Raw genomic sequence first — 21918 nt, 5'->3', positions numbered from 1 at the left:
CAAAGCAATCTGATTCACTTTACTTTAAATATTGATAACCAATGTCATATTTTATTACAGTATTTTCTAAGATTGGACTTGAACTATCTTGTGATTGATGACGTACATGTTGGTGTGCTTTGCGAAAAACATCTGATTGTAACCAATCTTTAAAATCTTCTTCAGTGTCCCATAATGTTAAAATTTTCACTTCATCATAATCTTCTAATTCATGTGTTTTCATAACAAACATGCCTTTAAAGCCTTCTAATGTCTCTATCCCATGTCTAGTATAGAATCGATCGATAATCCCTTCTGCTGTACCTTTATCTAACTTTAATTTGTTTTCTGCCATAAAATTCATTGCTACATGCTCCTTTTCTATTTTAATTCAACTAATTTTGTGACCACTACAATACGGCCAGATGTTTGACTATACGCATCTTCACATGTCGATAACGTTACAATCTTATCTTTAGCTGATACTTCTGTAGTAGTATTTATTACCGACTTGCGCATCGTGTCTTTTAAAAATTTGTCATAGGCTTGCTGCGTTTTAAAATATGTTTGAATATAATTATCTTTCGTCGTTGTTTGATAAGCACTTAAAACTTCTAAGCGATATTTATGATATTTTGTATCGAATTGAATGCTTTTATGCTTATCATAAAATGATTGTTTTAAATATTTTTCTAATACATCAAACATGGTGTTATCACCAACATGATGTCCATAAATGACAGTGTTTAAATCAGGCTGTGCTATCGCATTACGATAATCCATAAAAATACTACCTTTGCGACTTGCTTCATGCTCAAAATCATGCTGTAAATAAGTCTTATTATCTTTAGCCTGCAATACCGGATAATTTAAAGTTGAATCACTAAGGTGAATCCAGCCAACAATATCCTTGTTCACTTGTTCTAATTGTGTAAACTGTGGTCTGACCTCATTATTTGCTGATTGCGTAGTATAGTTTTGTTGTAAGTTCTTATATCTTTCTTCAGCTTGTTTATCTGCTAAATGTAAATGATAAATTTGATAGACTGAAATGACGATAACTGCTATTAGGATGATTTGACATAATCGAAGCACTAATTTCATTTGTTGTGTCCGCCTCGTTTTTTGACAATGACCGTGCCGCAATCAGGATCTTGAAGTATCTTTGCATCAATGTGGTACATGTCTTGAATTAATGTGTGGTCAATAATATCTTTAGGTCGCCCTTGCGCAAGTAATCCTTTATTGCCTAGACAAATCAGTTCGTCACTATATTCAATCGCTTGATTAATATCATGTAGCACCATAATAATCGTCATTTGATATTCCTCATGCAGCCATTTAATGATATCTAAAACTTGATACTGATAATGAATATCTAGAAAGGTTGTTGGCTCATCTAACAATAAGTATTGAGGTTCTTGTGCTAAAGCCATGCCAATAAATACACGCTGTAATTCACCACCAGATAGGTTCATCACTGATTGATGTTCAAATTGTGTCAAATCTAATTGTTGAATCACCGTATTCACGACACTATCTTTGCGTAAATCTTTCTTAAACAGACGTTGATAACTATAACGGCCTGTTTCAATCACTTGTCTAACAGTAAAATCTTCAGGTACCTTACTTTTTTGATGTACCGTCGCTAATCGCTGAGCTAACGCTTTCTGGCTATATTGATTTAATAATTTGTCTTGAAGAAAAATCTGACCACTTTTTGGCTTGAGATTATGAGATAAAAGTTGCAACAAAGTAGATTTTCCTGATCCATTTGGCCCAATAATGGTAGTTATCGCATTCGACTTAAATTCGAGTGAAATATCTTCAAAGATTGGTCGCTGTAAGTCGTAATAAAAGTTAAGATGTTCTATGCGCATGACTTACCGCTCCTTTACAAATCATATAAATTAATATTGGACCACCTAACATCATGGTTAGCACATTCGCTGGTATTTCAAGTGGTGGATGAATAGTACGGCCAATGATATCGGCTAACAACACCAACCACGCACCCATCATAGCTGAGTATGGCAATACTTTTTTATAATTACTGCCAATACATCTACGTACAATATGTGGCACAATCAAACCTACAAATGCCATTTGTCCTACTATTGCTGTTGCACCACTTGCTAAAAAGACAGCGACTAATCCAATCATTAATCGATACTTCGTAATATTAAAACCGATATTATTTGCCTGCTTCTCATCAAAAGCCAATAAGTTTGTTTTTTGTGCCAAAATCAAAGCTAAAGTAATACCGATGATTGCAGTAATTGCAACAATGTATACATCATTCCAAGTTTTCATAGTAAGACCTTGTGGAATCTTCATAAACGGATCTTGAGCTAACAGTTCTAGTATGCCATTTAACATTGCATATAATGCCACACCTACAAGAATCATTCTCACTGGCGCTAATTTATATTTCACAATAAGCACAAACAACACCATAAATGGTATAACGCCACCAATAAAACTTAGAAATGGCGCGTAAAAATATAACCCTGGAAATAGTAAAAGCACAAGACTGCGAACCACTAACGCACCTGATGAAACACCCAAAATATTTGCTTCTGCGAGTGGATTTTGCAGAACAGCCTGTAATAAAGCGCCTGATACTGCTAATATAGCCCCCACAAATAATGCAATAAATATCCTTGGAAACCTTAAATCGATAACCGCATCAACATGCTGTTCGCTACCAGTAGTTACTTTAGTCATTACTTGATCAAAACTAATTGGTATTTTACCAACAACCACAGCAACATATGTTGTCACAATGAGCAATGCTAACATGATAACCATTAAAAATGCTGGATGTTTTTTCATATCCTCTTCCTCTTTTAAAACTTAATGTTGATTATAAAAAACGTCATATAATTGCTTCATGGCATCATCAGCATCAACATTTGCAGTAATGCCAAAAGGTATCTCTTCTAGATCATACACACGGTCTTCTTTAACTGCTTTAAAATGTTTCCAAATGTCATTTTGCTTAAATTCTTTTTGGAACATCTTTTTCACTTCATCTGGCATACCATGAGGCAAGCGTAAAATAATGTCTGGATCGACATTCACTAGATTTTCAGTATTAGAAGATATATATTGTTTTGATGTATCTTTAATCACATTTTCTCCACCTGCAATTTTCACTAAATCCCCAATATATGATTTATCTGTAGCTACTAAATAACTTCCAGGAACCCCCATTAAAATAAGCACTTTAGGATGTTTCTTTTGTTTAGCAGCTTTGTCTTGAATATCCTTTTTGACTGAATTGATGTGTTGATTTAATGCTTTTGCCTTACTTTCACGATTAAATTGATGTCCCAATTGCGTGATGGATTTTTCCATGCCATCTAAACTATCGTAATCGTAATAATATCCCTTCATATTCAATTGTTTATAAAACGGCTTCATTTCATCTTTAATCGTACTTACACTTAATACATGCGTTGGATTGACTTGTTTCACTGCTTCCACACTTGGTTGCATCGGTTGCCCAACTTCTGGCACGTCTTTATAACGCTTAGGCAATGTTTTATATGTCGTTGGCTTTCCGACAATAGGAATGTCCAGTTTATCTAGTGTCATCGTTAAAGCCACCGTGGTTGGTACAATGCGATATGCGTTACCTTGTTGATCTACATTATCACCTTTTGTATGTTTACTACTTTGACTACATCCAGTAAGCAACACAAGCAATATAGCTAATGATGACATTATTTTGCTGATGTTCATTTTGTTACTCACCGCTTTCTATTAATGAAATATGTAGCAATTAAACCTGCTACTGAAATAAAAATTAAAATTCCGAATATAATATAGTCTTTCGTATGTTTTGGCAAATTAACGTTAGGTTGTTTATTGCCATCTGTGTGATAAGATTTATCAGCATTTCTATCAAATGCTGGTGTTCGTTTATTTTTATCTTTGTGCTGCTGCGCGGCGTGCGCTTTATTTTTTGATGCAGCTGTTGTTACTTGTTTCTTTTCACCTTGTTGTGCTGACGATTCATGTGAAGATGGTGTTGGTGTTGAACTTGATGATTGCGTTGTCGTTTCACTATTATTAGACGGCGTTGTTGTTCTACTTGAAGTATCTTGATTGTTGGATGCATGTGTATCATTATTTTGCTGTGTTTGTTGTTGCTGCTTAACATGCGCTTGTTGTTTTTCTGAAGCTGGAGGTACTGACTTATCTCCGGGGTCTTGCTGATGTTTATCTTTGTTACGTTTTTCCGCTGATGTATCTGATTGACTATCGTCTGTTTCATTTGGATGTTTTACACCTAGCACAATATACGTTGTGTAGTGATGATCATAGTTTAATTCTGGAATGACAATGTGGATGCGTGCTTCTATCTCTTTAGTATCTTCTTCTACAGGTATGCGCACAGTGGCTTCTTGAGTATCGCTATTTTCATAGATGACCTCATGTTGTAATTTCGTATTTTGATGATAAAATTGATAACTTTGCCACCAGTCTATATGCGTTAACGTCATTTCAAAATAACGTTTCCCTTGAATCGTGACGTAATGCCCTGGGTGTTTCACATAATCATCCATATGTGACAGCTTATTTTCTTCTTTTTTACGTACATAAAAATTAACTGCTTGCTTATTAACCTGATGACCGTCTTCTTGCGCTGTTGATGGTGTAATATTGAATAGCAGTTGTTGCTGTTTTTCTTGCCCATTCTCTATAGTTGTAACGTTAACTTTATAATGCGTTTGTTGCTTATTTAAAGGTAACAATACATAATCTTTAGTTGGCTGTGATGGTGTGGTATGTATGTTAAGTAATCTCATTTGCCCTTGATCTTCAACTTGAAGTTGCTTCCACAATCCATGTTTAGCAATGTTAATTTTTGCTACAAGTCGCCCATGATCTTTGATGATTTGAACACTTGGATCAACCATCTTATTGTATGATTGCGCAAGTGTCTTGCTATCTGCATAATAAATACTTAATTGAGCGTTGCTTGAATGAGTCCATTGGTTTGTGTCTATATGAGAAGGAGCTGATGAATAACTCGAATCATCAGCTCTAACATTAAGCATTGCCGCATTACTATATGAGCCAGTAACAACAGACCATGAAAAAATTAATGACGTAGCCAATAATAATTTCAAACGCTTAGACATTATTAGTGGTTACCTTTTCTGTTACGTTTTAAAATTGCAACAGATAGCATTAAGAATACCACGGCTACAACTGGTATTAAATAAACATATGCCGGTGTACCAGCACTCGTTTGAGGATTTTCAACTGAAGATCCATCAGTAGATGCGCTGTTACTATCTGAGCTTGTACCATTTCCTGCATCACTTGCTGCTGAGCCTGTACCGCCATTTTCCGATTTATTTATTCCCGGTGTTGCTGCACTAGAACTACCACTATCTTTGCCGTTAAATTTATATGTAATGTTATAGTGGTGGTCATATTTAAAAGGTTTACCATTTACTTTTTCATTTATATAAACTGAAATTTTACCGTCTACTTTACCTGATGTTTTACTTACTTCAAATTCTGACGTACGTTCATCTTTTGCTTTATTGGTATTGATGATTTTTTCATTTTTACCTTCAATACTCATTCCGGTAATCCAGTGACTATGATTAACTGTTATTTGAACATATTTCTTACCATTTCTTTCAACTACGGTTGCTGGTTTATTAAAATAGTCATTCGCAATCGAAGTATCATTGGTATTATATTTTAATACCTCATAATTAAGTGACTGACCCTCTGCGAACGCGCTGCTTGATGACAATATCCCAAATGAGAAAATACATAAGAATATAAAACTAACTATTTTAAATACTGTTTTCACGCTTATTTTGCCTCCTTTTCACAATAAAAATATAATCATTTTGCTCACTCTAGTTCTACTTATTAGATTAATTGAAAATGATTATCAATGTCAATTTATTTTTTAAATTTTTTCTTAATTTTTTAAGGCATTTAAGAAAATAAAAAACTGATCGCACCACATTAGCAATTAAAATGACAACGCTTAGCTCATACCCCATACATAGAACATTTTATCGCAATTCCTTATATATTAATGTCTTTATCTAGATTGTATTAACAAAGTTATGGTAGTCGTGACATAAGAGATTGAAGCGTGCTTAAACAGTTATATCATTGCTAACCTATAATGAAAGTATCTTCCATAATGGATTTAGTTGTATTTTCATTTAGTGTCCATTTCCTTCATTTAATAGCAGATAATTTAATCAATGTTATTTAATTTTATTATCAAAACAATTATTAAAAAAGCAATATTAAAATATTTATACCTTGTTGTAAAATGACATGGAACTGATATAATCAATAATGATAATCATTTTCAATAAGTGACACATTACATTATTCATACCACATGACTTACACACTACTCTCTAGTTCTGATAATCATCTTTAAAAATTTAAATTATATTGATACAAGGAGACAAACACATGAAAAAACATCAACGTACACAAACTAATAAATTTGGCTTTATCGCTAACCACTATTCCATTCGCAAATTCTCAGTAGGTACGGCTTCAATTATCGTTGGTTCACTACTCTTTTTAGGTAATCCTGCACATGCTGCTGAAGCTAATACCACGCAAAATGAACCTGCTACGCATCAAGAGAACAAAGTAGAAACAAACATTGATCCAATTATTATCGATCAACCTCAAAATCAAGCTGCCACAACTAACCAAACGCCAAAAACAGAGCAAAATCATACACAAGCAAATAAACAACTGGCTAAAAGTAATCAAGCTGCAGCAGTAACATCAGACAGCAAGTCACAAAATGACGCACAAGCATCACCTAAACAATCAAGTACATCGAAACAAGACGCAGTCAAGCAACAAGCAACCCAAGCAAATACTAAAGCACCTGCTCAACCTGCGACACAACAAACAAGAGAAGCTCAACCAGTCGTACGTTCTGTTAAAAGCGCTACTTCAGAAACAACTGAAGACTTCGAGTTTCAAGTGAACAAAGATAAAACAAAACAAAAATCTACAATGAATCAATATATGAACCATCCAGGCAAACTCGTTCATGCGAATAATAAATACTACTTTGAAGCTGAATTAAACCATGCCAAATGGTGGAAATCATTTGAATTTTATGATGAAAATAATAACAAGCTTAATACCGTAGTAACTAAAGATGATACAAGTAAAAATATCAAGACAATCCGTGTCGAAGTGGCATCAGGTACACAACAACTGATTTCGAAAGTACATATTATTGTCCCAGTGATTAATTATGATCATGAATATACAACTCAAATCGCATTTGCTAAACCTGTTCCACAGCCTGCCAAAGCACAAGCAAGCAAAGCACAAGCGCTTGATGTACAATCAACTCAAAAAAATGCTGTTAAACCAGAAACATTGGCACAAGCTAAAAATGTAGCTCGTCCATCTGTTATGACTTTAAGTGCTAAAAAACCTGCTTCACAACAAGCAAAATCAGCAGTAGTAACACAAACTGCGAAATATAAAGTGCAAAAAGATAAATCAACAGAAACATCTGTTATGGATGGCTACATGGAACACCCAGGTAAATTCATTAAAGAAAATGGTAAAACTTACTTTGAAGTTACATTGAAAAATGCTGACTGGTGGAAATCATTCCAATTCTTTACACCACAAAATAAAGAATTAACAACAACCGTTGTCAAACACGATAAAAAAGCAGATACTAAAACCATTCGTGTCGAAGTAAAACCAGGCATGAAACAGTTAATTTCTAGAGTGCATATCGTTGTCCCAGCCATTAACTACGACAACAAATACCAAACGACACTATTATTTGAAACACCTGTACCTGAATTAACTACAGCCAAACCAGAAACACCAAAAACCAAACCAGCAAATAAGACAAATAAAGCTAAAACATCAACGACAAAGCCAACAAAAGCAAATAAAGAAAATAAAGCTAATAAAACTAAAAAAGTTGATAAAGCTAAAAATAATGCACCAAAAGTAGTTCAACCTGCAACAACAGTAAATCAACATTCTAAAGCAGCTGCTACGCACACGACAATTAAAACGAGTCACGTATCTACTACAGTCAATCATGATGCAACAGCAACACAACATCATACACCAGTTGTAGCAAGCACTTATAAACCAGCTAAGGATGAAGTTAAGGCACAAGCTACAATGGCACAACCAACAACACAACAACATGTACATTTATCTCAAAACAAACATGAAGATAAACAACACATTGCCATGACAAAACCACAACCAGCTCAACAAAGTCATATGCATTCATTGCCAAACACTGGACAAGAAAATGCGACAACTTCAGCATCAATCTTTGGTAGCTTATTGGCCCTAGGTGGTTCTATCTTACTATTTGGTAGAAAACGTAAAGAACAACGTTAATATCGCCCAAATAATTAAATGAACGTGATAGACAAAGACGAAATCTCAACAGAAAACTGAGATTTCGTCTTATTTAATATTTATTTAATTTATAAATAGTGGCGCAAGCCGCATTTCATTTTCAGGATTCAAAACAAATTGAGCCACTAGTTGTCCATGTTCAATTTCGATGACTTCATCCGTACAAGCCATCAGTAATTCATAATCATGCGTGATTAATATGATCGTGTATCCCTTATCAGCTAATCTGTTTAATAACGCTGCCATCTGCCTCATGTTAGCCCCATCTAACCCACTTGAAGGCTCATCAAAGATTAATATTTTTCTATTAGATACGACTGCACTAGCCACAGCTAGACGCTGCTGTTGCCCACCGGATAATGCTAACGGATGTGTATCTGATTGATGCGCAATATTAAATGTCTCCAAATTATGCTGGATTTCTTCTGCAGTCAACGTCTCGTCACTTAAGCGCAATTCTTCTTCTAAATCTTCAGCAAATAACTGACGGTGCACATCTTGAAACACCATAAAGACATTTTTCAGACGTGCTTTACGCTTTAATGTTAACTGCGCTTCTACAACTGTACCTTTAAAATGTCGTTCTAAACCGCATAAACAACGTGCAAAGGTTGATTTACCAGCACCATTATGTCCAACTATAGCCGTGACTGCCCCACGTGCTAATGATAAGTCGCCTAACTGTAATGTTGTCTTATCCTGTTTCTTATATTTAAAATTAAATTCATTCAATTGCAATCTGTTCTCGCTGTCAATATGCCGCTGATGTGATTTCCCGGGTAATAAATCTAGTCGAGTTGCGCGTAACCCTAAGCCTGCTAATTGGGTTTGAGTTAACTGCTTCAGCTCAGCTGATGTGTAACTATGTGCCACCGCACCTTGTTCCATGACGACTAAGCGATCCACAATATCATATAGATAATATAAGCGATGTTCTGCAATAATCACTGTCTTCCCAGCTTGTTTCCATCGAAGGATTAATTGCTTTAACTTTTTGATTGTCTCATGATCTAAATTGGAAGATGGCTCATCTAATATAATGATGTCATGTTGACAAACTTCAATTGTGGCACAAGCCAACAGTTGCTTTTCACCACCCGATAATTTAAAAATATCTCTATCTAACAAATGGCTTAAGTTTAAATCTGTGGTTCCTTTAAGAATTTGCTCTGTAATATACTGTGGATGATAGCCATAATTTTCTGCTTCAAATGCCATCTCACTCGTACTATTCAGACAAAAAAACTGTGCTCGAGGATTTTGAAATACCGAACCAGTTTGTTGAGATAAATCATAGATCGACTGTGTTTGCGTTGACGTTCCATTTATAATGATTTCCCCTGTTAACTTGCCATTAAAAAAGTATGGAATCAAGCCATTAAATAATCTTAGTAAGGTTGTCTTCCCACAACCTGATGCACCAGTAAAACAAATGACCTCTCCAGATGAAATGAGTAAATCAATATCCTTTAATGATGGCGTTCCGTTTTCATATGAAAATGACACATGTTTCAATTCAATCATGGTCCTTCACCTCACATTACATAATAAAGAATAACTAAACTCAATGTACCCAACAGCATCATCCAATCTAACAGCGTCATTTGTATATGATGTATAGACGTGCGGGCATTCGTTAAATTAAGTCCTCGAGTGATTGCTGACATGGTTAATTCATTTCCAATTTTTAACACACTATTAATCAATGGGACATAACGATACTCTATATATTTTATCGGATGTTTCCCTGCCGATTTAACATCAATTTGACGCATGGTCATCGCATCTTTGACCGCACTTGATTCTTCTTTAATAGTTGGAATAAAACGAAACATAACTGCTAAAGGCAGTGTTACTTTTCGCGAAACTTTCAATCGCTCTAAGCCTTGAATCAGCGTTTCAACTTGAGTTGTTTGAACAATAAAATAACCCATAGCTAGCGCCGAAGCAAATTTCGTAATAATGATGACAACAATAAATAATAACAACTGTGTTCGAATAGACATAAATGCTTCTATATACCAACTCATACCAATCATAATGCCCAATATAAGTCCTTTATAATAAAAACCTACACCAATTAGCAAACACACCGGTATTAACATTAAAAATAGTCTAGGATATTTATGTAACCCTAAACTATTTCCAGTCATTGCTACAAATGAAATTAACAACATCAACGTTATTTTGACACGAGGATCGAAATTAAATATACGCGGCTTGTTACTTATATAACCTAACATTTTAAATCATACCTGCACGTTTAAAATGTTTACGTAAGACTGTTGTAGCAATAATGTAACCTAGCCATGCACCAATAATTGTTAAAATAATTAAAACTGGAATCATTTGATATGAAAATAACATTGCTACAGTTTGTTCATAATGACTGCCATGTCGTTCAGCTAAATGTGCTAAAAATGTTTGTCTCATAAAGTAAAACGGTAATAAATTACCGATGGACCACATTGAAAAAATAATATAACCTAGGGCATTTAATTTCGTATTCTGATAATGACCATGCGCCATAATATAATCTGCAATAACCGTCACTGGAATACTGTAGATTAGTGCAATCCAAGGATGCCCGCCAATAATTAATAAAATATTAATAATAAGACATAAAATAGTTAGCGCTCCAAATTTTTGTGTTTTAGCAATTAACAACATAATTGGTATTGCGCCTAAAAAGCCAATCATGGCAGGTAACAATAACATAAAAATAGGAATGATACCCAATATACCTGGTATCGCAATGACCATGAAATAAATAGCTGTAAATATCCCAATATGTATTAACTCTTTAACATCTAATGTCTGTCTCTTCATTTGTCACACTCCTTTAATGTAAAACAATCATAAAATATCTTCTTACAATGATATATGGTACGAAGTATAAGTGTACTATAATTGATAACGATTATCAATTACCTGCATCTTTCTTAGACAATTACAACTTCATTCCGTATTAAGCACTTGTACTGTAGAATATTATATTCTAAATTTTTACAAAAATTATTTTAACTTAAATTCTATTTAAAAAATACTACCCAATTACATAAAAATTATGTATAATCATTTTAACTCAACTGATAATGATTATCAATTGAGAAAAAATAAATTGGGAGTTGTTAAAACCATGAAAACCCACCACGAAAATAACAATGCAAGACCAAATCAGCATTTTTCAATACGTAAATTCTCAATAGGTGCGGCTTCAATTACATTAGGCACATGCTTATTTTTAAATGCCGAACATCAGGCACAAGCTGCAGAGAACGCAGTAGAACCAGCTCATTCAGCTGCTGCATCAGAAAGTAATACACCTGCACAAAGCAAGCCAGTTGCGCCGACAGTGGAAACGAATGCGCAGCCTAACGCTGATCACACTGACAAGACAGTAGCTGCAACTACAACAAATGATAAGTCGCGGGCTCAAGCAAACGATAAACAAACGGTTACACCTGCAACTAACGTCTCTAATACGACACAACCAAAAGCTGCACCTGCGCCAACAGCATTAACTACAAACGCTGTTAATCCTAAGTCTTCTACTGCAGTGTCAAATCCAGCTAAACAGGCTGTAGATCAATCTATTAAAGATGCTGTTAAAGATAAGACATATACAAACAAGCCACATGATACTTCAAACAGTCGACCTATATCATTCGAAATGAAAAACAAAGACGGTGACCTTCAGTTCTATCATTATGCAAGTACAATTTCTCCAGCCAATGTTTATTTCAACAAAGATAAAAATAAAACAACTGTAGAATTAGGATTAAAAACCGCTTCAACTTGGAAAAAATTTGAAGTTTATGAAAATAACAAAAAGCTGCCTATTGAACTCGTTACTTATAACCCAGAAACAGACGATGCGTATATTCGCTTCGATGTATCCAATGGCATAAAAGAACTCGTTATAAAATCATCTACACAAATTTATAATGATCCTGAAACAAACTATGACTATACGAAAATGGTTTTTGAACAACCCATCTATAATGATGAAAGTAAATTCAAAACACGTGAAGATTTCGAAACAGAAGCACTATTAGCAGATTACAACAAAGCTAAAACTTTAGAACGTAAAATTTACGAACTCAACCGTGTTAAAGATCAACTACCAGAAAAATTAAGAGCACAATACAGTCAAAAATTAGAGCAACTAAAGAAAGATTTAGACCAAGAAGTTGCCTCTGCTAAAGTGGAATTCGAACACGCACCCGTTAAAAAAGTTCAAATAACGAACAGCAAATCGCTGGACATTTCAGTATTACAAAGTGATGATGACGACCTTTCAACGATGGATGGCTTTGTTGAAAAACCATTTGAACTTGTAGAAGTAGACGGTAAAAAGTACATTAAATTAACAACAACAATAGATTCAATTTGGAAAGATTTCCAAGTCGAAGGGCAACGTGTGATGACCATTGATAAAGATACGGTCAATGATAAACGTACTGTACTCTTCCCATATGTAGAAGGTAAAGAGATTTATAATTCGATTGTTAAAGTAGATTTCCCAACAATAGGCTATTCTGGTCAATATCATGTGCGCATTAAAAATAATGCGATTTCTAAAAAAGCAGATGCGGAAGCACCAACAACACCAAACAATAAAAAAGATGCTAAACCTGACATAAACCAAGCAGATACAGCAACTTCTAATAACAAGAAAGCAGATAAACCTATCGTAAAACCAGCTGACACTACAACAGACCACAAAAAAGTAACCAAACCTGTAGTTACAACAACACACGCACCGGCAAACCATAAACAAATGAATAAACCAACTGTGAGTGTAGCTTCAAACACTGGTCATACTAAACAAACTGTAGTCCAACAAAGAGCAGCGCACAATCATACACACAGTAATACATCACATCAAAATGTAAGCACTAAAACACAAATAAGCACGCTAAATGTTGCTAAACATTCAGTACACAATCAAGTGCAACACAACAATCAACGAAGTCACCACACACAACAACAGGATGTAACCAAACCTTTATCACATGCACAGAACAATCATACAGTGCAATCACAGACATCACATATGCATAAAACAGCAGCACATCCGTCACCAGTAGCACAACATACATTACCAGCTACCGGCCAAACAACAAATCATGCAACATTATGGGCATCATTAGTTGCTATTTTAGGTGGTATAATGTTCTTAATACGACCGAAAAAGAAACATCAATAAATAAAGCACTGAAAGATACCACCGCAAAATGTATAAGGAATTGCGCAGTTAGAAATTTTTAGTTTTTATTATATTATTCATACCTCTTCCAATATACATGCTGCGCCTTGAAATATAATAAGTGCATTACATTCATCACTGTTTAGGCTATAAAGTTTAATTATAAATAGGCATAATAAAATGTAGGAAAATGGCAGCTTCAACCTGCTGTTTTTCCTACATTTTTTTAGTTATAAACGATATCACAACATGATGTTAACGTCCGTTCACCTTGACGTAAGCTAAATATTAATATACTTTCACGAGTTATTTCAGTTTATCTAAAGCAATATTCATCTTTAAAACATTGACATAATCATCAGCCATAGGCAAAGATTTTTTATTTTCTACAATCACATGATTGACTTTAGACACATCAATATCACGCGCTTTTGCTATTCTTTGGGCCTGTTGTTCAGCATTCTTAACGGTAATATCCGGATCCAATCCTGAAGCAGAAGCTGTGACAGCATCGACAGAACGTGCTTTACCCTCTTGTTGAATCATCTCTTTCACACGTTGCTTCAATTTAGGATTACTATTGCCGAAATTCGATCCTCCTGAGGCAGGCCCACCATTGCTATTTACTTCTTGATTATTCATATTATAATTCACAGCACTTATACGACCATGAAAGTATTTCCGACTCTCCCATTGTTGACCAATCAATTCAGAACCGACAACTTTACCATTTTTCGTGATTAAACTTCCATTTGCTTGATGTGGAAATATAATCTGTCCAACAGCTGTTACAGTCAACGGAAATAACAGTCCACATAATATCAACATGACAATGACGAGCCTAGTACTTTTTCTTATCGCTTGTATCATTTTATTATATTCTCCTTCAAACAATAAATTGAATGATTAAATCAATCAGCTTAATACCAATAAATGGTACAATCATGCCACCTATTCCATAAATCAATATATTCTTTATTAATATCATTTGAGTTGAAACACCTTTAAATTTCACGCCTTTCATTGCAATTGGAATAAGCAACACAATAATCAAGGCATTAAATATTAAAGCTGAAAGTACGGCTGATTCTGGTGAATGTAAATGCATCATATTCAAATGATTCATTGCAGGCATAGCAGACATAAACATTGCAGGTAAAATGGCAAAATATTTAGCCACATCATTCGCAATACTGAACGTTGTCAAAGCACCTCGCGTCATGAGTAATTGTCTGCCTATCAATACAACTTCCATTAATTTAGTTGGATTTGAATCTAGATCAATCAAATTGGCAGCTTCTTTCGCACTCATCGTACCTGAATTCATCGCTAGCCCCACATTAGCTACAGCTAAAGCAGGTGCATCATTTGTACCATCACCTGTCATCGCGACGATATGACCTTTTGCTTGTTCTTCTTTAATAACATTAATTTTATCTTCAGGTTTACACTCGGCAACAAAGCGATCTACACCCGCTTCTTTCGCAATGGTTGCAGCAGTAAGTTGATTGTCTCCTGTACACATCACCGTTTCGATGCCCATCGCACGCAATTCTTGAAAACGTGCCACTAACCCTTCTTTAATAACATCTTTTAAATAAATAACACCTAATATGACGTTATTTTCAATGACAACTAATGGTGTGCCACCTTTTTTAGACACTTCATTTACATACGTGTCTAAATCATCAGGAATATGGCCACCTGCTTCTTTAACACGTTTAATCATGCTATTAGGTGCACCTTTATAGACTTCACGATTAGAAAATTTCACACCACTCATGCGTGTTTCAGCAGTAAATGGGAAATATTCTCCTCTGTCTGTTGGTAAATCAATGTGTTGCTGACGTGCTAACTTTACAATACTGCTACCTTCTGGTGTATCATCTTCGACAGAACATTCGTATGAAGCTTTCACCAATCTTTCAAACTGCGTCGATGCCACCGGAATAAATTCGCTAGCCATACGATTTCCATAAGTAATCGTCCCAGTTTTGTCTAATATCAAAACATTAACATCCCCACATGTTTCTACTGAACGTCCACTTTTAGCTAAAATATTAAATTGCGTAACGCGATCCATACCCGCGATTCCAATGGCAGATAATAAGCCACCAATCGTTGTTGGAATCAGACAAACAGTTAAAGCAATCAGCATTGCAATAGATAAATTGAAATGTAAAAATGTCGCTAAAGGATACATTGTTAAAATGACAACTAAAAAAACAATTGTTAAGGTCATCAATAATGTAAATAATGCGATTTCGTTAGGTGTTTTCTTTCTTGTCGCATTTTCAACCAAATAAATCATTTTATCTAAAAATGATTGACCTGGATTTGATGTGATTTCAACCTCCAACCAGTCGGAAGCTACAGAAGTACCTCCAATAACATTATTGAAGTCTCCTCCACTTTCTTTAATAACTGGTGCAGACTCACCTGTAATTGCAGATTCATCTACGGTAGCTAATCCATTAATAACTTGACCGTCATTCGGAATTTGCTCGCCCGTTTCTACACGTACAATATCTCCTTTTTTCAATTGGCTAGCATCAATGATTTCATAACTACCGTCAGACTTAATACGTCTTGCAGTCATTTCAGTTTGTGTTTGGCGTAATGCTTTTGCCTGTGCTTTACCACGCCCTTCTGCTAAAGCCTCTGAAAAATTTGCGAAAATTAACGTTAATAATAATATAAAGAAAATACTAAATAAATACGTTCGTGATACATTTTCATAACTAAATAAATTTGGTGCCATTGTTAAAATTAAAGAGAGCATCATCCCTACTTCTACCACAAACATAATAGGATTTTTAACCATGCATACTGGGTTTAATTTAATAATGCTTTCTTTTAAAGCCTGTTTGACCAAACTGGATTCAAATATTTTTTTAGTTTCAATCATTTTAGACCTTCCTCCTATTAAGAATGTAGCAATAAGTGCTCTCCTATTGGTCCAATCATTAAATCTGGTAAGAACGTTAAACCACTAAGTAAAATAATAAAGATGATTAATACACTGCTGAAAAATAAATTATTGATTGGTACATCTTCTGTTAGATTTTGATATGTTTTTTTATTTACTAAACTTGATACAATGCTTAACTGTAAAATAATTGGAATATACCGTGCTAACAACATGACAATGCCTGTTGAAATATTCCAAAACGTTGTATTATCCTTCAATCCCTCAAATCCTGAACCGTTGTTAGCAGATGAAGATGAAAATTCATACAGCACTTGTGATACACCATGGAACTGTGGATTGGTGATGGCATCTGTTGCACCCGGTACTATAAATGCCAATGCAGAGAAAAATAAAATAAGCAATGGATGTATTAAAAATGAAAGCGCAATAAGCTTCATCTCTTTTCCTTCTATCTTCATACCTAAATAGCTTGGTGTCTTTCCAATCATTAAACTACACATAAATACTGTGAGCATGACATAAATCAACATATTCATAAGTCCCACACCTTCGCCACCAAAGACCGCATTCAACATCATTAATAATAATGGGACAAGACCGCCTAAAGGTGTTAAGCTATCATGCATGTTGTTTACACTGCCCGTTGTAAAAGCCGTCGTAATCGTTGTAAATAGCGCTGAAAGACCTACACCAAATCGTGTTTCTTTACCTTCCATATTGCCACCAGTAATTCCTAAATGCTGTAAGACGGGGTTCCCTGAGAATTCAAAGTGTAGACACATCACTAAACATGCGATAAATAGAACAAACATCGCAACAAAAATCATTACAGCATGAGGATGTACTTGCTTTTTATTTTTTAACATTCTGCCATATAAGAATACTAAAGCCCCTGGTATAAGCATCATACTTAAAGCTTCAACGAAATTAGTCCAGTAGTTAGGATTCTCAAATGGCGTCGAGGCATTTGCGCCTAAAAATCCGCCACCGTTTGTACCAAGATGTTTAATTGCTTCCATTGATGCGATTGGACCATAAGCAATCGTTTGTTTAACGCCTGACAAAGTTTCTATGACAAGGTTTCCTTTAAATGTTTGAGGTGTCCCTTGACTGATTAAAAATAAGCTGATAATAAATGAGAACGGTATTAGAACACGCACAATAAAACGTATGATGTCTTGATAAAAATTGCCAATGACATCTGTCATACCTGTCAATCTTCTCAACATTGCAATACATACAGCATAGCCAGAAGCAGCTGATGTGAACATTAAAAATGTTATGACCGTCATTTGCGTTAAATAACTTAGTCCCGTTTCTCCTGAATAATGTTGTAAATTCGTATTCGTTATAAATGAAGCCATTGTATTAAAGGCCAAAGATATGGATTGGTTTAAATTGTGATTCGGGTTTAACCAAAGCCATTGTTGCGTCAATAATAATATCAATGCCACTATCCCTGTTATTCCGTTGAACCAAAAAAAGTGTTTTAAATATGTTTTGCCTGACATATGCTCTAATTTAGTATTGATTAGTCGATAAATTACCTTTTCAATAGGATTGAATAGTATATCTATCTTAGATGGAACAATTAGAGCTACTAAATATAAGTAACGACTCACGATATATGTCAACGCAATAAAGATCATTAAAAATAAAATTATACTCATTGCGATTCCTTCCTTCGTTATTAGAATTTTTCACTCCAAAATAATGCGTAAAATAAATATAAAATTAATCCGATTACAACAAATGCTAATAGTGCAATCATTTTGTTCTCTCCTCACTTTCAAGAAAAGCTTAGCAAGAACTGTATAATCATAGTATTAATATTTCAAAAAAGATATTAAGAAAATATAAAGATGAGCCATAAAATAAAAATATAAATGGATAATTATTTTAGTATTAATTAATATATACTTAAGAGGTGTTAGCATATGGAAAGTTCATATAAAAAAAGAGGAACTCTGACCATTTATTTAGGTTATAGCCCTGGCGTTGGGAAAACGTATGAAATGCTTTCAAATGGTATCGACCAATATAAAGAAGGGGTGGATGTTAAGATCGGTTATATTGAGCCACATCAACGTCCTGAGACAAATGCGCTTGCCAAACAACTTCCTGAAATTACAACTTCTAGCCATAAATTCGGTAGCCATATGTTTCAGTTTATCAATGTTGAAAGAATTATTGAGGCTCAACCCGATATCGTATTGATTGATGAACTCGCACACACTAATATTTCTAAAAATCGTCATTTGAAAAGATATATGGATATTGAAGAAATACTGTCTCACGGTATCGATGTGTGGACAACACTAAATATCCAACATATAGAAAGTTTAAGTGGACAAATTGAATTAATGACAGGTATTCAAGTGACAGAACGCGTACCCGATCAATTTATTATGTCGGCAGATGCATTTGAAGTTGTAGATATTTCGCCGAATATGCTGATACAACGTTTAAAAGCTGGAAAAGTATATAAAAAAGAACGTTTAGAAACAGCGTTTTCCAACTTTTTTTCTTATGAAAATTTGACTAGATTGCGTGAACTTGCGCTCAGAACTGTAGCAGACATTATGAGTCAAAAAGAACAACAATGTAATACAAAACATACAGATATCACGCCTCATATTGCCGTTGCTGTCAGTGGTAGTATTTATAACGAGCGCGTTATTCGAGAAGCAAGACGTTCTGCCTATAAAGAACATGCCAAATTTACAGCTATTTATATCGACACCTTTGAGACACCTTCAGAAAGCAAAATACAAGACCATTACGTGCATAAAAATCTTATGCTCGCCAAATCGTTAGGTGCAGAGATTAAAGTTCTTTATGCACAAGACGTTGCAAAAGCATTAACAGATTGGTGCGATAGCGCATTTGTTACTAAGTTAGTTCTTGGGCAATCAGAAAACCCAAAATGGAAACATTATTTTAAAAAATCACTTATTGAAGAAATTAACCATGCGCCGCATTATTTCAAATTAGAGATTGTGCCTATCTATTATATAAACTCAAATAAGCAAGAACGTACACAATCAATGAATAAACCATCTTATCAAATAGCATTATCTGTAGATATAATGAAAATGCTTATTATTCAAACATTTTGTGTTCTCCTTGGTATGTGGATTTACACAATTGATAAAAATGAATCAAGCGCAATTATTTTACTATTATTCTTTATTGGTATTATCTTATTATCCATATGGACGCAATCTTATCTCATTGGATTCTTTACATCGATATTAAACGTTTTTATTTTTAATTATTTCTTTACCGTGCCAAGATTCACTCTAGAAATGTATCGATTTGAATACCCTATTACATTTGTAATCAGTATTTTTGCAAGTATTTTTACGAGTGCCATTTTAAAAAATTTAAAGTATCAGCACTCATTAACAGAGCGCCAATTATATCGTACTGATATTATGTTACAGTTTAATCAATCTATTAAAGAATCTTATTCTATAATGAAACTGTTAAATATAGCTGGTGAACAAATCCATCAATTGTTACATCAAAATGTTACGGTGTTTCTAGTCGAATCAAAAAAAGTAGTCAAATCATCTTCATTTGGACATCCATCATTTAAAAACACAAAAAATATGGAAGATGTAGAAGATGCAGAAACATTGACTTGGGTCATCGAAAACGAACATCGTGCCGGAAGACTTACCGATACCTTCCCCGGAAGCAAATATCTATGTATACCTATAGGTAGTAATCCCGTAAAAGGAATCGTGTCCATTCAATTTGATGATAAAGATTATATCGATATGTATGACAATTCAATATTAGACTCTATGTTAAATGATTTAATGCTGGCAATAGAAAATGTATATTTACTTAAACAAACAAGACAATCGATGTTAACAGCTGAGCGCGAAGCAACACGCTCTAATTTCTTACATTCTATTTCACATGATATACGGACACCACTCACATCTATTATTGGAAACTTAGATGTGTTGAAATTTCACAGTAAGAGCTTAGATAACGCTGAAAAATTAAAACTATTAACTGCTTCATATAAGGAAGCACAATACCTGTATACACTTGTTACTAATATTTTATCTCTCACTAAGTTGGAAAGTTCTGATATAAAAGTAAAACGGACGGCTTATCTTATAGAAGAACTTTTAGAAGAATTCGAGCAAGGGTTGATTCGCAGACACCAAAATCAAAAGGTAACGATTGAAACCGAAGATACCATGGCATTCGTTCACATTGATAGCAAACTAATACTGCAAGTTTTATTTAATCTCGTTGATAACGCATTGAAACACTCTGGGACCACTTCAGAAATTAAACTTTGCATTCATCTACAGCCATCTCGTGTACGCTTTGAAATGATTGATTTTGGGAAAGGGATTCCTGAAGAAGAACGACATTTAATTTATAAACCTTATTATTCAGGGGATTATTTTAAAGACAATAAAAAAGACAGCTTAGGACTGGGACTATATTTAGTGCAACTCATTTTAAAACAACATGATAGCAAATTAGAATACCAACCTAATCATCCACATGGCAGTATTTTTTATTTTTACTTAGATATAGATCAAATAGATATGAAAGGGTGAGATGATGAAATCTACACTTTTAGTTGTTGAAGATGATGCTGCTATTTTACATTTAATCGATGTTACTTTAACCATGAATTACTATAAAGTAATCACAGCAAGAAATGGAAAGGACGCAGCCTTTCGTATTCGAACAGAGCATCCAGATGTTATATTACTTGATTTAGGTTTACCTGATATTGATGGCTTTACTCTAATCAAGCAAATCAGAACAGATATCGATACACCAATTATTGTTATCAGTGCGCGTACAGAAGAACAAACAATTGTCAATGCGCTAGACTGCGGTGCGAATGACTATATGATTAAACCGTTCAATGTCGACGAATTACAAGCACGTATTAGAGTCGCACTGCGTGTCTCAAAAAAAACAACAACCGAAGAAAACAACTTCAAAAATGGTCCGCTTACGGTTGATTTCAATGCTAAAATGGTTTACATTAACGACCAACCAATTCATTTAACACCAAATGAATTTCAATTGTTAAAAATTCTAAGTCATCATGTTGGTAAAGTGTTAACATACCAAGTCCTTTTAAAATCAATCTTTGGTTACGTTAATAAGTGTGAAATGGCATCACTACGTGTACATATGGCTTCATTACGTAAGAAGTTAAATTACAGCGAAGACGATGCGCATATGGATAAGAAGTTAATCATTACCCATCCTAGAATTGGCTACCAAATGCAACATTTAGTTTAACTATAAATACATGTGGCGGTTGTTCATTTCGGTGAAACATAGATGTTTTGTCTATTGTAGTCATTAA

Annotated in this window: 18 protein-coding genes; 4 read left to right on the top strand and 14 right to left on the bottom strand. The window is 34.4% G+C overall.

The genetic code is table 11. From position 1 onward, the window contains the following. Positions 1-19 precede the first annotated feature (19 nt). From isdG to isdC, 7 genes are read right to left on the bottom strand one after another with little or no spacing between them, the layout of a single operon-like run. A complete protein-coding gene (gene isdG, locus HMPREF2864_RS07275; protein WP_070545386.1) occupies positions 20-343 on the bottom strand; it encodes a staphylobilin-forming heme oxygenase IsdG in 324 nt (107 codons plus the stop codon). Between the two features lie 17 nt (positions 344-360). Beyond that, a complete protein-coding gene (gene srtB, locus HMPREF2864_RS07270; protein ID WP_002460915.1) occupies positions 361-1083 on the bottom strand; it encodes a class B sortase in 723 nt (240 codons plus the stop codon). After that, on the bottom strand, positions 1080-1859 hold the full coding sequence (locus tag HMPREF2864_RS07265) for an ABC transporter ATP-binding protein (protein WP_002460916.1): 780 nt from the start codon (positions 1857-1859) through the stop codon (positions 1080-1082). Before HMPREF2864_RS07265 ends, srtB begins: the two co-directional genes overlap by 4 nt. Beyond that, entirely contained in the window at positions 1840-2814 is a 975-nt protein-coding gene (locus tag HMPREF2864_RS07260; protein WP_070545388.1) for a FecCD family ABC transporter permease, read from the bottom strand. The genes HMPREF2864_RS07265 and HMPREF2864_RS07260 overlap by 20 nt, the downstream gene beginning before the upstream one ends. Positions 2815-2835: 21 nt before the next feature. Beyond that, positions 2836-3726 (bottom strand): heme ABC transporter substrate-binding protein IsdE, encoded by an 891-nt coding sequence (gene isdE, locus HMPREF2864_RS07255; RefSeq protein WP_002460919.1) that lies wholly within the window; start codon positions 3724-3726, stop codon positions 2836-2838. A gap of 8 nt (positions 3727-3734) precedes the next feature. Continuing rightward, on the bottom strand, positions 3735-5132 hold the full coding sequence (locus HMPREF2864_RS07250) for an NEAT domain-containing protein (protein WP_070545390.1): 1398 nt from the start codon (positions 5130-5132) through the stop codon (positions 3735-3737). A 2-nt stretch (positions 5133-5134) separates the two neighbouring features. Continuing rightward, positions 5135-5821 carry a heme uptake protein IsdC gene (isdC, locus tag HMPREF2864_RS07245; RefSeq protein ID WP_002460922.1) on the bottom strand — a complete coding sequence of 229 codons (687 nt, stop codon included), beginning with the start codon at positions 5819-5821 and terminating at the stop codon, positions 5135-5137. Positions 5822-6450: 629 nt separating this feature from the next. Here isdC and HMPREF2864_RS07240 point away from each other — a divergent pair. After that, positions 6451-8391, top strand: a complete 1941-nt coding sequence (locus tag HMPREF2864_RS07240) for an NEAT domain-containing protein (protein WP_070545392.1) — start codon at positions 6451-6453, stop codon at positions 8389-8391. 84 nt (positions 8392-8475) lie between these two features. Here the strand turns inward: HMPREF2864_RS07240 and HMPREF2864_RS07235 are convergent, their stop codons facing one another. Genes HMPREF2864_RS07235 through HMPREF2864_RS07225 form a run of 3 tightly spaced genes read right to left on the bottom strand, consistent with a single transcriptional unit; the run spans position 8476 to position 11241 of the window. Continuing rightward, positions 8476-9936 (bottom strand): ABC transporter ATP-binding protein, encoded by a 1461-nt coding sequence (locus tag HMPREF2864_RS07235; protein ID WP_002460925.1) that lies wholly within the window; start codon positions 9934-9936, stop codon positions 8476-8478. 11 nt (positions 9937-9947) lie between these two features. Beyond that, positions 9948-10655 (bottom strand): energy-coupling factor transporter transmembrane component T, encoded by a 708-nt coding sequence (locus HMPREF2864_RS07230; RefSeq protein ID WP_002460926.1) that lies wholly within the window; start codon positions 10653-10655, stop codon positions 9948-9950. Position 10656: 1 nt separating this feature from the next. Further along, entirely contained in the window at positions 10657-11241 is a 585-nt protein-coding gene (locus HMPREF2864_RS07225) for an MptD family putative ECF transporter S component (protein ID WP_002460927.1), read from the bottom strand. A gap of 310 nt (positions 11242-11551) precedes the next feature. On the opposite strand from HMPREF2864_RS07225, the gene HMPREF2864_RS07220 reads away from it, so the two are divergent. After that, complete coding sequence (locus tag HMPREF2864_RS07220; RefSeq protein WP_070545394.1) at positions 11552-13624, top strand: NEAT domain-containing protein; 2073 nt, start codon at positions 11552-11554, stop codon at positions 13622-13624. Positions 13625-13930: 306 nt separating this feature from the next. Here HMPREF2864_RS07220 and HMPREF2864_RS07215 read toward each other — a convergent pair whose 3' ends face one another. The 4 genes from HMPREF2864_RS07215 to HMPREF2864_RS07200 are packed head-to-tail and all read right to left on the bottom strand — an operon-like array spanning position 13931 to position 18327. Beyond that, the gene (locus HMPREF2864_RS07215; protein WP_225306489.1) at positions 13931-14491 is read right to left on the bottom strand and encodes a K(+)-transporting ATPase subunit C; all 561 of its coding nucleotides are present in this window, start codon (positions 14489-14491) and stop codon (positions 13931-13933) included. 19 nt (positions 14492-14510) lie between these two features. Continuing rightward, positions 14511-16532: a K(+)-transporting ATPase subunit B gene (locus HMPREF2864_RS07210; protein ID WP_002460930.1), complete on the bottom strand. Its 2022-nt coding sequence runs from the start codon at positions 16530-16532 to the stop codon at positions 14511-14513. A 17-nt stretch (positions 16533-16549) separates the two neighbouring features. Next, entirely contained in the window at positions 16550-18226 is a 1677-nt protein-coding gene (gene kdpA, locus HMPREF2864_RS07205) for a potassium-transporting ATPase subunit KdpA (protein ID WP_070572165.1), read from the bottom strand. Positions 18227-18246: 20 nt separating this feature from the next. Further along, positions 18247-18327: a potassium-transporting ATPase subunit F gene (locus tag HMPREF2864_RS07200; RefSeq protein WP_002491980.1), complete on the bottom strand. Its 81-nt coding sequence runs from the start codon at positions 18325-18327 to the stop codon at positions 18247-18249. 166 nt (positions 18328-18493) lie between these two features. Here HMPREF2864_RS07200 and HMPREF2864_RS07195 point away from each other — a divergent pair, with 166 nt between their 5' ends. Both HMPREF2864_RS07195 and HMPREF2864_RS07190 read left to right on the top strand, forming a co-directional pair. After that, positions 18494-21148, top strand: a complete 2655-nt coding sequence (locus HMPREF2864_RS07195) for a sensor histidine kinase (protein ID WP_062078343.1) — start codon at positions 18494-18496, stop codon at positions 21146-21148. Positions 21149-21152: 4 nt separating this feature from the next. Further along, complete coding sequence (locus HMPREF2864_RS07190; RefSeq protein WP_002491992.1) at positions 21153-21851, top strand: response regulator transcription factor; 699 nt, start codon at positions 21153-21155, stop codon at positions 21849-21851. The last annotated feature ends 67 nt before the right edge of the window (positions 21852-21918 follow it).

The organism is Staphylococcus sp. HMSC059F04 (genome assembly GCF_001812565.1).
In the GTDB taxonomy this organism is placed as follows: Bacteria; Bacillota; Bacilli; order Staphylococcales; family Staphylococcaceae; genus Staphylococcus; species Staphylococcus lugdunensis.
Note: the sequence above shows the minus strand (reverse complement) of the source record. Positions and strands in the feature narration are given on the sequence as shown.

Bases quoted from the DNA above. Each gene is read 5' to 3' on its own strand.
- isdG (WP_070545386.1), bottom strand. From the start codon at position 343: ATGAATTTTATGGCAGAAAACAAATTAAAGTTAGATAAAGGTACAGCA.
- srtB (WP_002460915.1), bottom strand. From the start codon at position 1,083: ATGAAATTAGTGCTTCGATTATGTCAAATCATCCTAATAGCAGTTATC.
- HMPREF2864_RS07265 (WP_002460916.1), bottom strand. From the start codon at position 1,859: ATGCGCATAGAACATCTTAACTTTTATTACGACTTACAGCGACCAATC.
- HMPREF2864_RS07260 (WP_070545388.1), bottom strand. From the start codon at position 2,814: ATGAAAAAACATCCAGCATTTTTAATGGTTATCATGTTAGCATTGCTC.
- isdE (WP_002460919.1), bottom strand. From the start codon at position 3,726: ATGAACATCAGCAAAATAATGTCATCATTAGCTATATTGCTTGTGTTG.
- HMPREF2864_RS07250 (WP_070545390.1), bottom strand. From the start codon at position 5,132: ATGTCTAAGCGTTTGAAATTATTATTGGCTACGTCATTAATTTTTTCA.
- HMPREF2864_RS07240 (WP_070545392.1), top strand. From the start codon at position 6,451: ATGAAAAAACATCAACGTACACAAACTAATAAATTTGGCTTTATCGCT.
- HMPREF2864_RS07235 (WP_002460925.1), bottom strand. From the start codon at position 9,936: ATGATTGAATTGAAACATGTGTCATTTTCATATGAAAACGGAACGCCA.
- HMPREF2864_RS07230 (WP_002460926.1), bottom strand. From the start codon at position 10,655: ATGTTAGGTTATATAAGTAACAAGCCGCGTATATTTAATTTCGATCCT.
- HMPREF2864_RS07225 (WP_002460927.1), bottom strand. From the start codon at position 11,241: ATGAAGAGACAGACATTAGATGTTAAAGAGTTAATACATATTGGGATA.
- HMPREF2864_RS07220 (WP_070545394.1), top strand. From the start codon at position 11,552: ATGAAAACCCACCACGAAAATAACAATGCAAGACCAAATCAGCATTTT.
- HMPREF2864_RS07210 (WP_002460930.1), bottom strand. From the start codon at position 16,532: ATGATTGAAACTAAAAAAATATTTGAATCCAGTTTGGTCAAACAGGCT.
- kdpA (WP_070572165.1), bottom strand. From the start codon at position 18,226: ATGAGTATAATTTTATTTTTAATGATCTTTATTGCGTTGACATATATC.
- HMPREF2864_RS07200 (WP_002491980.1), bottom strand. From the start codon at position 18,327: ATGATTGCACTATTAGCATTTGTTGTAATCGGATTAATTTTATATTTA.
- HMPREF2864_RS07195 (WP_062078343.1), top strand. From the start codon at position 18,494: ATGGAAAGTTCATATAAAAAAAGAGGAACTCTGACCATTTATTTAGGT.
- HMPREF2864_RS07190 (WP_002491992.1), top strand. From the start codon at position 21,153: ATGAAATCTACACTTTTAGTTGTTGAAGATGATGCTGCTATTTTACAT.